Genomic DNA, 12,649 nt, shown 5'->3' with positions numbered 1-12,649 from the left:
GCCGAGTTCGCCCAGGCCGACGTCGCCTTCGTCATCGGCGCCAACGACGTCACCAACCCCGCCGCCAAGACCGACCCCGCCTCCCCCATCTTCGGCATGCCCATCCTCGATGTCGAGAAGGCCAAGACCGTCCTCTTCATCAAGCGCGGCATGGGATCGGGCTATGCCGGCGTCGAGAACGGGCTCTTCTTCAAGGACAACACCATGATGCTCTTCGGCGATGCCAAGAAAATGGTCGAGGAAATCATCAAGGCACTCTGATCAGGGAACGAATACTTCGCTCGACCTTCGAAAATCTTCAAACACCCAGGAAAGGCAAACCTGCCATGTCACAATGGATCCGTTTCGAGGAAGACGGGCAGGCCCAGTTCGGCCGGCTCGAAGGCGACGCCATCCACGTCCATCGCGGCGACATGTTCGGCATCGCCGCCGCCACCGGCCGGACCCTGCCTTTGGCGCAGGCCAAGCTCCTGGCGCCGACGGTGCCGAGCAAGATCATCGCGCTCTGGAACAATTTCCATCAGCTCGCGGCTAAGCTTGATGTCGCCGTGCCGCCGGAGCCGCTCTATCTCCTCAAGGCGCCCACCAGCGTCACCGCGCCGGGGGCGACCGTGGCAAGGCCTGCCTCCTATGATGGCCGGGTGGTCTATGAAGGCGAGCTCGGCATCGTCATCGGCAAGCCCTGCAGCAACGCCTCCGAAGAGGAAGCTCTGGATGCCATCTTCGGCTATACCTGCGTCAACGACATCACCGCCGGCGACATCATCAGCCGCGACGCGACCTTCGCCCAATGGGTACGCGCCAAGAGCTTCGACGGCTTCGGCCCCTTCGGCCCGGTGATCGCCACCGACATCGATCCCGCGAGCCTGGTTGTGCGGACGCTGCTCAATGGCGACGAGCGCCAGAACTATCCGATCGCCGACATGGTCTTCCCGCCGGCCCAGCTCGTCAGCCTGATTTCCCGGGATATGACCCTGCTGCCCGGCGACCTGATCTGCTGCGGCACCTCGCTCGGCGTCGGCGCCATGAAGGAAGCGCAGAACGATGTCCGCGTCAGCATCGAGGGCATCGGCTGCCTGCAGAACCGCTTCGTGCAGTAATAGGCCGGGTAGGCTGGCAGAATGCCCAGCCTACGAGAGGCAGTGCCTCGCGTGGGCCTGTCTTCACTCTACTGCGTCACGAGTGGGCGCAGCGCCTCTTTACCCTCCCCTTGATGGGGAGGGTATGGTCGCGCTTCGTGACTCAGTAGAATTCAGACCGGCACGACACCATCGCTCCTCACCAAAAAAGTGGCCGGTCTGAAGACCGGCCCACCATTTCTTCCCGAAAGACTCGTTTTCAAGCCGCCTTCGCTCTCGCCGCCAGCGCCCGGCCGATCGTGTCGCCGACCAGATGCGGGCTCGATGCCACGGTAATGCCGGCCTTCTCAAAGGCGGCGATCTTGGCTTCGGCGCGGTCGCGTCCATGCATGGTGAGGGCGCCGGCATGGCCCATGCGCCGCTCGGCCGGGGCATGCAGCCCGACGACCAGGCCGACGATCGGCTTGGAGGGCCTGACGGAAGCGACGTAATCGGCCGCTTCCTGTTCTTCCTCGCCGCCGATCTCGCCGATCAGCACGATGCCTTCGGTCTTGGCATCGGCAAGGAAGAGTTCGACGCAGTCGCGCATCGACAGGCCATGCACCGGGTCGCCGCCCACCCCGACGGTGGTCGACTGCCCGAGACCCGCAGCCGTGACCTGGGCGATCACCTCGCTGGTCAGGGAGGCCGAACGCGAGACGATGCCGACGCTGCCCGGGCGCTCGTTGCCGGTTGCCATCACGCCCATCTTGCACAGGCCCGGCGACAATATCCCCTGCGAATTGGGGCCGATCAGCCGGGTCTTCGATCCGGCGAGCGCATGGCGTACCCTGATCATGTCGAGCACCGGCACCCGTTCGGTGATGGCGACCACCAGCGCAATCTCGACCTCGATGGCCTCGATGATGGCGGCACTTGCCTGGGCCGGCGGCACGAAGATCATGCTCGCATTGGCGCCGGTTTCCCTCGCGGCTTCGGCGACGGTATCGAACACCGGCGCACCGAGATGAGATCGACCGCCCTTGCCGGGCGTGACACCCGCCACGACCTTGGTGCCATATTCGATCATAGCAGCAGTATGATGAGTTCCGGCCCAGCCGGTCATGCCCTGGCAGACGACGCGGGTTTCACCGTCGATGAGGATAGCCATTTCGCCCTCCCTTGAGCGCCAAAGGCGCTATCGCATTATTTTGGACTTATCAGTCTGAAACTGCAGCAAAATCGCTGTCAGCGTGCGGCAGCAACGGCCTTCGCGGCCGCCGTCCACATGTCCGGGCATTCGATGATGCGGCAGCCGAAATTGGCGAAACGCGAACGGGCATAATCGGCATTGTTGCCGGCAAGCCTGGTCACCACCGGCAGGGTGCGCCCGGCCCGGCGCATGGCGATGCCGAGACCTTCGGCAACCGTGTCGCAGGACTGCATGCCGCCGCCATGCACATTGATGAGCAAGGCGCGCACCTGGGGATTGTCGAGCAACAGGCCGAAGCCATGGGCGATGTCGAGGCTGGTCGCCGTGGTACGGATATCCATGAAATTGGCCGGCGCGCCGCCGGCGGCATGGACGAGGTCGACCGTGGCGAGGCCGAGTCCGGCGCCATTGGCGGCGATGCCGACGGCACCGTCCATGCGGACATAATTGAGCTGGCGCTGGCGGGCCTTGACCTCGTATTCGTCCTCATCCTCTTCGCGCAGCTCCGCCAGGGAAGCCTGGCGGAACAGGGCATGGTCGTCGATGATCATCTTGACGTCGAGCGCGAGCAGCCTGTCGTCGGCGGTGAGGACCAGCGGGTTGATCTCGATCAGGCTAGCGTCGAGTTCCAGGAAAGCGCGGCGCAGGCCATCTGCGAGAGCCGTGAAGGCTTCGGCGGGCTGGCCGGAGAGGCCGAGGTGCGCCGCAAGCGCCTGCAGGTCCTCGAGTCTCACCTGGCTGCCATCCCCGAGGGAGAGCCGCTCAAGACCGTCTTCTCCGGCAAGAACGCGCTCCTCGATATCGTCACCGCCGGCGCCGCTCGCGGCCAGGACCAGGGTGCCGCTGGCGGCATGCACGCTGAGCGACAAATAGAAGCTGCGGATGTGGTCGACGGCCGCCTCCACCAGCACGCGCTCGACGACGCGGCCGTGCGAACCGCTCTGCTCGGTAACCAGGCGCCGGCCCAGTAGGACCTGGGCTGCATCCTCCGCCGCTTCGGGCGAGGTAACGATGTGGACTCCACCGGCCCGCCCGCGCCCGCCGGCATGGATCTGCGCCTTCACGGCAAAACGGGAACCACCGAGGCGACGTGCCACCTGTCCCGCCTCGTCGGCCGTGATGGCGACGGCACCCTGCGGTGCCTCGACGCCATAGGGCGCCAGGATCTGCTTGGACTGGAACTCGTGCAGTTTCATCATTCCCTCCCATGCATCGATTTCGTTCTTATCTGGTATAACGTATACCAGATAAGAACGACTGTCAAAACATTGGAGCGCGGACATCTCAGCGACATGCAGACATGTCGCGATGTCCGCTCCCCTCATCCGTCAGACACAGCGTTTCCAAGAGCGGACAGGATGTCCGCGCTCCACACAAAAAAGGCGGGCACCGCAACGGCACCCGCCCCCATCATCTCAAGGAGAAAGCCTCACTCTGCCGCCATGGCCAAGGGCCCGCCAAGGGCGCCGCTTCCCGCGATCTCGTCGATGCGGCTCTGGTCGAAGCCGAGCACGTCACGCAGGACCTCCTGCGTATGTTCGCCCAACAGCGGTGAGCGTTCGACCACGGTGGGGCTGTCGGAGAGCTTAATCGGATTGCCGACCGAGAGGTAGGGCCCGCGCTCGGGATGGTCGACCTCGACGACGGTTCCCGTCACCCTGAGCGAGGGCTCGTTGGCGATCTCGCGCATCGACAGGATCGGCCCGCAGGGGATGTCGTATTTGTTGAGGATGTCCATCGCCTCGAACTTGTCCTTGGTCTCCGTCCATTTCTCGATGGTGTCGAAAATGGAACGAAGCCGCGGCAGGCGCGCTTCCGGCGTGGCATAGTCGGGATCGGTGATCCACTCTTCCTTGCCGATCACCTTGCAGATCGCGCCCCAGACAGGCGCCTGCGTGATGAAGTAGATATAGGCATTAGGATCGCTCTCCCAGCCCTTGCATTTGAGGATCCAGCCCGGCTGGCCGCCACCCGAGGCATTACCGGCGCGCGGCACGGCATCGCCGAATTTGCCATTGGGATATTGCGGATATTCCTTCAGCGGCCCGCGTTCGATGCGTTGCTGGTCGCGCAGCTTCACCCGGCACAGATTGAGCACGCCGTCCTGCATGGCGGCATCCACGCGCTGGCCGCGCCCCGAATGGGTGCGCTGGTAGAGCGCGGTGACGATGCCGAGCGCCAGATGTAGGCCGGTACCGGAATCGCCGATCTGCGCGCCGGTCACCAGAGGGGGGCCGTCGTCGAAGCCGGTGGTCGAGGCGGCGCCGCCGGCGCATTGGGCGACGTTCTCATAGACCTTGCAGTCCTGGTAGGGACCGGGGCCGAAGCCCTTGATCGAGGCCACGATCATACGAGGATTGAGTTCCTGGATGCGGGCCCAGGAAAAGCCCATTCGATCGAGCACGCCGGGAGCGAAATTCTCCACCAGGACGTCGCAGCTCCTGACGAGCTCCTCGAGCACCGCCTTGCCGGCCTTGTTCTTGGTGTCGAGCGTGATGGAGCGCTTGTTGTGGTTGAGCATGGTGAAATAGAGGCTGTCGACATTGGGAATGTCGCGCAGCTGGGTGCGGGTGATGTCGCCGACGCCCGGCTTTTCCACCTTGATCACATCGGCGCCGAACCAAGCCAGCAATTGCGTGCAGGTCGGACCGGATTGCACATGCGTGAAGTCGAGGATGCGCACGCCTTCGAGTGCCTGTCCCATCGTTCCCTCCTCGGAAATATCATCTGTTATGGCGAGGGAGCGGGATGGCCGGGCCTATGGCTGCTGTTGCAAGGCTGACCGGCCATCCCGCGATCTCACTTATACATGGTCTGGTTCTTGGTGCCCGGCGCGTATTCGTCCGGATCGACCCAGATGTTCACCAGCGCCGAACGCCCCGTCTTGGCCATGGCTTCCCGGGCCCGCCGCAGGGCAGGCTGGATCTCGTTGGGATCGCGGACTTCCTCGCCGTGATTGCCGAGCATCTGCGCAAATTTCGAGAAGGCCACGTCGCCGAGCTTGTTGCCGACATTGCCGCGCTCCTCGCCATATTTGGCGACCTGGCCGTAGCGAATCTGGTTCATCGAGGAATTGTTGCCGATGACGGCGAGATAGGGCGCCCCGAAGCGATCGGCGGTTTCCATGTCGAAGCCGGTCATGCCGAAGGAGCCGTCGCCGTAATAGCAGAGCACCTCCTTGTTGGGGTTGGCGAGCTTGGCCGCCAGGGCAAAGCCGGTGCCGACGCCGAGTGAACCCAGCGCACCCGGATCCATCCACTGTCCCGGCCCGCGCGGACGCACGGCCTGGGCCGAAATCGTCACCACGTCGCCGCCGTCGCCGATATAGATGGTGTCCTCACCGAGAAACTCGTTGAGTTCATAGGCGACGCGATAGGGATGGATCGGCGTCTGATTGGAGAGGAACAGCGGCATCAGCTTTTCGGTCGCCACCACTTCGGCATCCTGAAGCATCTGCATCCATTGCTGGCGCAGCTGGCGCTTGCCCTTGTCCATGCGCCCGGAGGCCGCCTGCAGCACGGCGTCGAGGATCGCGCCGGGGTCGCCGACCAGGCCGAGATCGATGTCGCGATTCTTGCCGACGGTGCGGTAGTCCATGTCGATCTGGATCAGCTTCAGGTCCTTGCTGATGCGCTTGCCATAGCCCATGCGGAAATCGAAGGGCGTGCCGACGATGACGAGCACATCGGCCTTGGCAAAGGCGAGCGAGCGCGTGCGGTCGAAATGGTGGGGATCGCCGGGCGGCAGCAGGCCGCGGCTGGCGCCGTTGAAATAGCCGGGAATGTCGAGCCCGCGCAGCAGCGCGATGGCTTCCTCCTGGCCACGGCCGGTCCAGACCTGCTGGCCGTAGAGGATGGCGGGACGCTCGGCGGCGACCAGGATGTCGGCGAGCTTCTCGATATCGGCGGGATCGCCGATCGACTTGGTCGAGGCGCGATATTTGCCGGATTCCGGCAGGACCGCACGGTCGAGGGTGACTTCCCGGTCGAGCACGTCACGCGGGATCTCGAGATAGGACGGGCCATAGGCGCCGGCGAAGCATTCGCGCGCCGCCATCGAGATCATGTCGGCGACGCGTTCGGTGGAGGAAACCGTCGCGGCGAATTTGGTGATCGGCTTCATCATGTCGACATGCGGCAGATCCTGCAGCGAACCCATCTTGTGCTGGGTCAGCGCGCCCTGCCCGCCAATATGCAAAACCGGGCTCTCCGACCTGAAGGCGGTGGCGATGCCGGTCATCGCATTGGTGCAGCCCGGACCTGCCGTGGTGACGACGCAGCCGAGCTTGCCGGTCTGGCGCGCATAGCCATCGGCGGCATGGGCCGCGACCTGCTCGTGGCGGACGTCGACGATGCGGATGCCTTCGTCGAGACAGCCGTCATAGATGTCGATGATATGCCCCCCGCACAGGGTGAAGATCGTGTCGACACCCTCGGCCTTGAGCGCCTTGGCGACGAGATGTCCACCGGAGACAACGCTGCCATCGCGGGCTTTTTGCTTGAGCGTGTCTTCGGCCGTCGTGGTCACGGGCTTTTGCAGTGCTGTAACCGTTGCCATTGGGGCAATTCCTCCCGTTGTTCTTCGCAACGATATGCCGCTGAGGGTCATCGGCTTTGATGGGACCGCCTCCGATGTAGAGGGGCAATCAACTATGCCGAAATCGCCTTCTACTTGGCGGGATGACGCCGTGGCATGCCGTACAGCTGGTACATTGGCATGCCAGATACCAGAGTGTCAATCCGCATTTTTTACCTTCGACAGGGTCGGAACCGGTCTCTTTCTTCACCGGAAATGGAGATTAATTCTCTTTAATTTCAAATACTTGCTATTCATTTCAACGGGGAAGGCGAGTAAAATTGCGGCTGCAGGAAACCAGACTTTGCCGGTTCGAAGGACGGTCTGCGTCGACGAATTCGCGAGTTTGTGACGTCCGTAGTTTCATGCCGCGATGCAGTAAAGCCTGCGAACGAGACCTTGCATTTTCGTGTTTAGTGTAGAGGTACCCCTAAACTGGATTTAGCCCACACCGCCCGCCAGACAGGGGAACAAGCTGGTTGCAGATGAGCTGAGGCTGTTTACTTCGCAATGCAAAGAGCGCATGACTGCATTGCAACATTGCCCCTACCCTTCTGGGATCTGGTATGCCAGATTCGCGACAACACAGGATCTTTCCTCGAACACCCAATGTGGAGAACGACCATGACCACTTCCGCTCTGTCCCGTAGCCCTGCTGTCCGCCCGGTGTCGACCCGCATCTGGGCAGCTTTCTCGGGCTTCCTGATGAAGATGGCCCAGGCCGATATCCGCGCCGGTTCCCGCGAACCTTTCGGCCTCTGAAGGCCAGGATCGCAACCGCCCCTTCATCCGAGATCTGGGGCGGGAACCCGGGAATGGCTTCGGTCGGATCGATTCGACTGAGTTGATTGCCAGGCCAGCTCCGCACTCGCCACAGTTCAAAGCGGGTGAGGGGGTCTATGAGCGCGCGCTTGGGAGACCGGTTCGGTCGCCTGCGCGTGCACCCTGTCGGCATGGCCGCCGGTGGTAGCCGAAGACGCAAAATCGCCTCTGGCATGCCAGAGAATTGTGTCTGGCTTACGACTATTTATAGTATGAATGCGACATGAAGCAGAGTTACGGCTGCTTCTGTGCAACTTTTTTTGATCTATTCGCAATTGTGCGAACAACAGAGGCACGCGAAGCGAAGATCTCAATTCTTTCCGTAACTTGATGCCGTTTGTCCCTCCACCCCATCCGCTCTGAACCGCCCCGGAAGACGCCTCTTCCGGGACGATTCGGCGTGTCTAGGCAAAAAACGGCGCTTGCCAACTGGCATGCAAGATACCAATATGGCGACACAACCTGCTTAATGGAGCCTGGGCTCCGTCCAACCTCCAACAAAAACCAAGGGGGACTGCAATGGTAGGGTCGCAAGGAGAGGAAAACCTGCCGAAGGTATCGGATGCCTTCCGCTGGACACAGCTTGCAATCGGCGTCGTCTGTATGGTGATGATCGCCAATCTCCAATATGGCTGGACATTCTTCGTTCCCGACATCCAGAAGACGTTCGGCTGGGACCGGGCAGCCATTCAATGGGCTTTCACCCTGTTCGTCCTGTTCGAGACCTGGCTCGTGCCGGTCGAAGGGTGGTTCGTCGACAAATACGGGCCAAAACTCGTAGTGGTCTTCGGTGGTGCACTCTGCGCCGTCGGCTGGGTGATCAATTCCTACGCCACTTCGCTCACTCTATTCTATCTGGGACAGATCATTGCCGGTATCGGCGCCGGCGCCGTCTACGGCACCTGCGTGGGCAACGCGCTGAAATGGTTCCCGGACAAGCGCGGCCTCGCGGCCGGCATCACGGCGGCCGGCTTCGGTGCCGGCTCGGCCCTGACGGTTGCGCCCATCCAGGCCATGATCGCCAATGACGGGTTCCAGGCCGCCTTCTTCTGGTTCGGCCTCGGCCAGGGCATCATCGTCATCATCTTCGCGCTGTTCATGCACACGCCCCGCAGCGGCCAGGTGCCGGCTCCCGTGCTGAACAAGAACATCGTGCAGACCCGCCGCAACTTCGCGCCGACCGAAGTGCTGCGCCAGCCGATCTTCTGGCTGATGTACTTCATGTTCGTGATCGTCGGCGCCGGCGGCCTGATGGTAACCGCCAACCTCAAGCCGATCGGTGCAGACCTCAAGCTCGACGGCGTCCCGGTCTCGCTGTTCGGCCTGACCATGACGGCCGTGACCTTTGCCGCCACGCTCGACCGTATCCTCAACGGCCTCACCCGCCCCTTCTTCGGCTGGGTGTCGGACAAGATCGGCCGCGAGAACACCATGTTCATCGCCTTTGCGATGGAAGGTGTCGGCATCTACATGCTGCATCTGTTCGGCCACGATCCGGTCTGGTTCGTTCTGCTCTCGGGCTTCGTGTTCTTCGCCTGGGGTGAGATCTATTCCCTCTTCCCCTCGACCTGCACGGACACGTTCGGCTCCAAATATGCCGCGACCAATGCCGGCCTCCTCTACACGGCCAAGGGAACGGCGGCCCTGCTCGTCCCCTTCGCCAACATACTGCAGCAGCAGACCGGAACCTGGGACGTGGTGTTCATCATCGCGGCGGGCGCCAATATCCTGGCGGCCATCCTCGCCATCGGTGTCCTCAAGCCCTGGCGTGCCGGCGTGGTGCGCAAGCACGAGCTACAGCAGCCGGCCAACACCGCCGCGGCGTAGCTCTCGCGTGGCAGGCATCAGCCCGCCATGTCACAGCGCGAAAGCCGGTGCCCTGACAGGCACCGGCCGGGAAGATCACCATAGGATCCCGCACCGATATCTCATTCAGTATCGCTACAGCCTATGCCAGGTCTCGGCGGTGCCGACATAGCCGAGGCCAGAAACCGACTAATTCATTGAATAAGAACAATATCTTCCAGGACATAGCCAAAGCCTGAGCCTTTGACTCCACGCGATACGCGGAAATCAACCGAAATCAGGTTCTTTCCAGCTAAAGCCTTTTGCAATCAGGCGGAATCGCCAGGAAACGCAAAGTCACATCGAAATAAAAATGGAAAAGAGGCGCGGTTTTCGCTTCGACGCGTTCTGTCCCGGTCGATAGCGAAAGTCGCGCTTGACAAATTCAAATCTGGCATACCAGATACCAGAAATTCAGATTCCCGCCGACAGGACGAAGCTTCGATCCGGCAACGACCAGGGAGAAAACAGCATGAACATCCAGGCCAAACCAGCTCAATCCATCCAGGCCGATGTCCGGGCCATTCTCGATGCCGTGAAGGCATCCGGCCGCACCAGCCTCACCGCCCCCGAGGGCAAGCTCGTCTGTGACGCCTATGGCATTCCCGTGCCGAAGGAGGGCCTGGCGCGCTCCGGCGCCGAGGCAGCCAAGCTTGCCGGCGACATGGGCTTTCCGGTGGTGATGAAGATCGTCTCGCCGGACATCCTGCACAAGACCGAAGCCGGGGGCGTGATCGTCGGCGTGGCCTCCACAGCCGAGGCCGAAGCCGCCCACGACAAGATCCTCGCCAATGCGAAGGCCTACAAGGCCGACGCCCGCATCGAGGGCATCCAGGTCCAGCAGATGCTGAAGGGGGGCCAGGAAGTCATCATCGGCGCCGTGACCGACGATAGCTTCGGCAAGCTCGTCGCCTTCGGCCTCGGTGGCGTGCTGGTCGAAGTCTTGAAGGACATCACCTTCCGCCTGGCGCCGATCGATCGTGACGAGGCCCTGTCCATGCTCGACGGCATCCAGGCCGCCGAGATGCTCAAGGGTGTGCGCGGCGGCGATCCGGTCAACCGCGATGCCCTCGCCGACACGCTGGCGAAGGTCTCCCAGCTAGTCACCGATTTCCCCGAGATCACCGAGCTCGATCTCAATCCGGTCTTCGCCACCAAGGACGGTGCCACCGCCGCGGACGTGCGCATCGTGGTGGACTTCGAGGCCAAGCCTGCCCGTCCCAGGCCCTCGCAGGATGCCATCGTCACCTCGATGAACCGCATCATGCGTCCCGAGGCCGTTGCCGTGATCGGCGCCTCCTCGGAGGACGGCAAGATCGGCAATTCGGTGATGAAGAACCTGATCAATGGCGGTTACAACGGCCAGATCTATCCGATCCATCCCAAGGCCGACGAGATCCTGGGCTACAAGGCCTATCGAAGCGTGAAGGACGTGCCCGGCACCATCGACACGGCCGTCTTTGCCATTCCCGCGAAATTCGTGGCCGGCGCCCTGGTCGAATGCGGCGAGAAGGGCATTCCGGGTGCCGTGCTCATTCCCTCGGGCTTTGCCGAAACCGGCAATGAGGAAGGCCAGCGCGAGATTCAGGAGATCGGGCGCAAATACAATATCCGCCTGATGGGACCGAACATCTACGGTTTCTATTATACTCCGTCCAATCTCTGCGCGACCTTCTGCACCGCCTATGACGTCAAGGGCTCGGCCGCCCTTTCCTCCCAGTCGGGCGGCATCGGCATGGCGATCATCGGCTTCTCGCGCTCGGCCAAGATGGGCGTCTCGGCCATCGTCGGCCTCGGCAACAAGTCCGATATCGACGAGGACGACCTGCTCACCTTCTTCGAGCAGGACGACAACACCAAGATCATCGCCCAGCATTGCGAGGACCTCAAGGACGGCCGCGCCTTCGCCGAGGTTGCCCGCCGGGTCTCCAAGAAGAAGCCGGTGATCGTGCTGAAGGCCGGCCGCACCTCGGCCGGCGCCAAGGCTGCGAGCTCGCACACCGGCGCTCTCGCCGGCAATGACCGCATCTATGAAGACGTCTTCAAGCAGGTCGGTGTCATCCGTGCCCGTTCGTTGCGGCAATTGCTGGAATTCGCCCGCGGCGTGCCGATCATGCCGACGCCCAAGGGCGAGAACGTGGTGATCATCACCGGCGCCGGCGGCTCGGGCGTGCTCTTGTCGGATGCCTGCGTCGACAATGGCCTATCGCTGATGTCGATGCCGGATGATCTCGATGCGGCCTTCCGCAAGTTCATCCCGCCCTTCGGCGCGGCCGGCAACCCGGTGGACATCACCGGCGGCGAACCGCCCTCGACCTACAAGAACACCATCAAGCTCGGCCTCGAGGACGACCGCATCCATTCTATCATCCTGGGTTATTGGCACACCATCATCACGCCGCCGATGACCTTCGCCAAGCTGGTGATCGAGGCCAAGGAAGAGATGAAGGCCAGGGGCATCGAAAAGCCGATCGTCGCCTCCCTCGCCGGCGACGTGCAGGTCGAGGAAGCCTCCGAATATCTCTACGCCCATGGCGTGCCGGCCTATGCCTATTCCACCGAACTGCCGGTGGAAGTGCTCGGCGCCAAATATAAATGGGCCAGAGGGGCGGGTTTGTTGTGAGGCCGGCCTGGTAACCCGCCTGACAAGGCAGGGCGCAACCAGCCTTCTCCGCGCAGCGGGGAAGGTGCCCCGAAGGGGCGGATGGGGGTGTAGCGGGTAGCACACTAAACCCAACAAGATTGCACCACCGTCACACCTGCCTTCAACAGCCATCGCATTGCCCGCCACACCCCACCCGACCCCGCTTCGCGGGGCCACCCTCCCCACCTTCGGTGGAGAGGGCTGGTAACGCCTTGTTCTGCCAACGTCGCCAACGTGCGAACGCTATCGTGCCAGAGCAAAACAGTCCTCACGAGGTCCAAGAAGAATGAACATCCATGAATATCAGGCCAAGGCCGTGCTGCAGAGTTTCGGCCTGCCCATCTCCCCCGGCGCCGCGGCGCGAACCGTCGAGGAAGCGGTGAAGGGAGCCAAGGAGCTGCCCGGTCCGCTTTACGTGGTGAAGTCGCAGATCCATGCGGGCGGTCGCGGCAAGGGCAAGTTCAAGGAACTGCCTGCCGACGCCAAGGGCGG

General features: G+C 62.6%; 10 protein-coding genes. 6 read left to right on the top strand and 4 right to left on the bottom strand.

The features are described from left to right. Both U1R88_RS34885 and U1R88_RS34880 read left to right on the top strand, forming a co-directional pair. Positions 1-261 (top strand): NAD(P)(+) transhydrogenase (Re/Si-specific) subunit beta (locus tag U1R88_RS34885; RefSeq protein ID WP_322435462.1); only part of this gene is annotated, 261 nt, incomplete at its 5' end. Positions 262-326: 65 nt separating this feature from the next. Then, a complete protein-coding gene (locus tag U1R88_RS34880) occupies positions 327-1,100 on the top strand; it encodes a fumarylacetoacetate hydrolase family protein (RefSeq protein ID WP_322435461.1) in 774 nt (257 codons plus the stop codon). A 238-nt stretch (positions 1,101-1,338) separates the two neighbouring features. On the opposite strand, the gene sucD is transcribed toward U1R88_RS34880, so the two are convergent. The 4 genes from sucD to U1R88_RS34860 form a co-directional block, all read right to left on the bottom strand. Further along, positions 1,339-2,229 (bottom strand): succinate--CoA ligase subunit alpha, encoded by an 891-nt coding sequence (gene sucD, locus U1R88_RS34875; protein ID WP_322435460.1) that lies wholly within the window; start codon positions 2,227-2,229, stop codon positions 1,339-1,341. 77 nt (positions 2,230-2,306) lie between these two features. After that, positions 2,307-3,470 (bottom strand): ADP-forming succinate--CoA ligase subunit beta, encoded by a 1,164-nt coding sequence (gene sucC / locus U1R88_RS34870; protein WP_322435459.1) that lies wholly within the window; start codon positions 3,468-3,470, stop codon positions 2,307-2,309. A 230-nt stretch (positions 3,471-3,700) separates the two neighbouring features. Next, entirely contained in the window at positions 3,701-4,975 is a 1,275-nt protein-coding gene (frc, locus tag U1R88_RS34865; RefSeq protein ID WP_322435458.1) for a formyl-CoA transferase, read from the bottom strand. 95 nt (positions 4,976-5,070) lie between these two features. Further along, positions 5,071-6,828 carry a thiamine pyrophosphate-binding protein gene (locus U1R88_RS34860; protein WP_322435457.1) on the bottom strand — a complete coding sequence of 586 codons (1,758 nt, stop codon included), beginning with the start codon at positions 6,826-6,828 and terminating at the stop codon, positions 5,071-5,073. A 642-nt stretch (positions 6,829-7,470) separates the two neighbouring features. On the opposite strand from U1R88_RS34860, the gene U1R88_RS34855 reads away from it, so the two are divergent. From U1R88_RS34855 to U1R88_RS34840, 4 genes are all read left to right on the top strand, one after another. Beyond that, positions 7,471-7,608 carry a hypothetical protein gene (locus U1R88_RS34855; RefSeq protein WP_156771777.1) on the top strand — a complete coding sequence of 46 codons (138 nt, stop codon included), beginning with the start codon at positions 7,471-7,473 and terminating at the stop codon, positions 7,606-7,608. Positions 7,609-8,187: 579 nt separating this feature from the next. Further along, the gene (gene oxlT, locus U1R88_RS34850; protein WP_322435456.1) at positions 8,188-9,495 is read left to right on the top strand and encodes an oxalate/formate MFS antiporter; all 1,308 of its coding nucleotides are present in this window, start codon (positions 8,188-8,190) and stop codon (positions 9,493-9,495) included. 490 nt (positions 9,496-9,985) lie between these two features. Continuing rightward, a complete protein-coding gene (locus U1R88_RS34845) occupies positions 9,986-12,136 on the top strand; it encodes an acetate--CoA ligase family protein (RefSeq protein ID WP_322435455.1) in 2,151 nt (716 codons plus the stop codon). Between the two features lie 307 nt (positions 12,137-12,443). Next, the coding region (locus U1R88_RS34840) for an ATP-grasp domain-containing protein (RefSeq protein ID WP_322435454.1) at positions 12,444-12,649 on the top strand (206 nt) is incomplete at its 3' end.

The organism is Labrys sedimenti, from assembly GCF_034424805.1.
In the GTDB taxonomy this organism is placed as follows: Bacteria; Pseudomonadota; Alphaproteobacteria; order Rhizobiales; family Labraceae; genus Labrys; species Labrys sedimenti.
Note: the sequence above shows the minus strand (reverse complement) of the source record. Positions and strands in the feature narration are given on the sequence as shown.

Coding starts and splice junctions, on each gene's coding strand:
- U1R88_RS34880 (WP_322435461.1), top strand. CDS start 327: ATGTCACAATGGATCCGTTTCGAGGAAGACGGGCAGGCCCAGTTCGGC.
- U1R88_RS34855 (WP_156771777.1), top strand. CDS start 7,471: ATGACCACTTCCGCTCTGTCCCGTAGCCCTGCTGTCCGCCCGGTGTCG.
- oxlT (WP_322435456.1), top strand. CDS start 8,188: ATGGTAGGGTCGCAAGGAGAGGAAAACCTGCCGAAGGTATCGGATGCC.
- U1R88_RS34860 (WP_322435457.1), bottom strand. CDS start 6,828: ATGGCAACGGTTACAGCACTGCAAAAGCCCGTGACCACGACGGCCGAA.
- sucC (WP_322435459.1), bottom strand. CDS start 3,470: ATGATGAAACTGCACGAGTTCCAGTCCAAGCAGATCCTGGCGCCCTAT.
- U1R88_RS34845 (WP_322435455.1), top strand. CDS start 9,986: ATGAACATCCAGGCCAAACCAGCTCAATCCATCCAGGCCGATGTCCGG.
- frc (WP_322435458.1), bottom strand. CDS start 4,975: ATGGGACAGGCACTCGAAGGCGTGCGCATCCTCGACTTCACGCATGTG.
- sucD (WP_322435460.1), bottom strand. CDS start 2,229: ATGGCTATCCTCATCGACGGTGAAACCCGCGTCGTCTGCCAGGGCATG.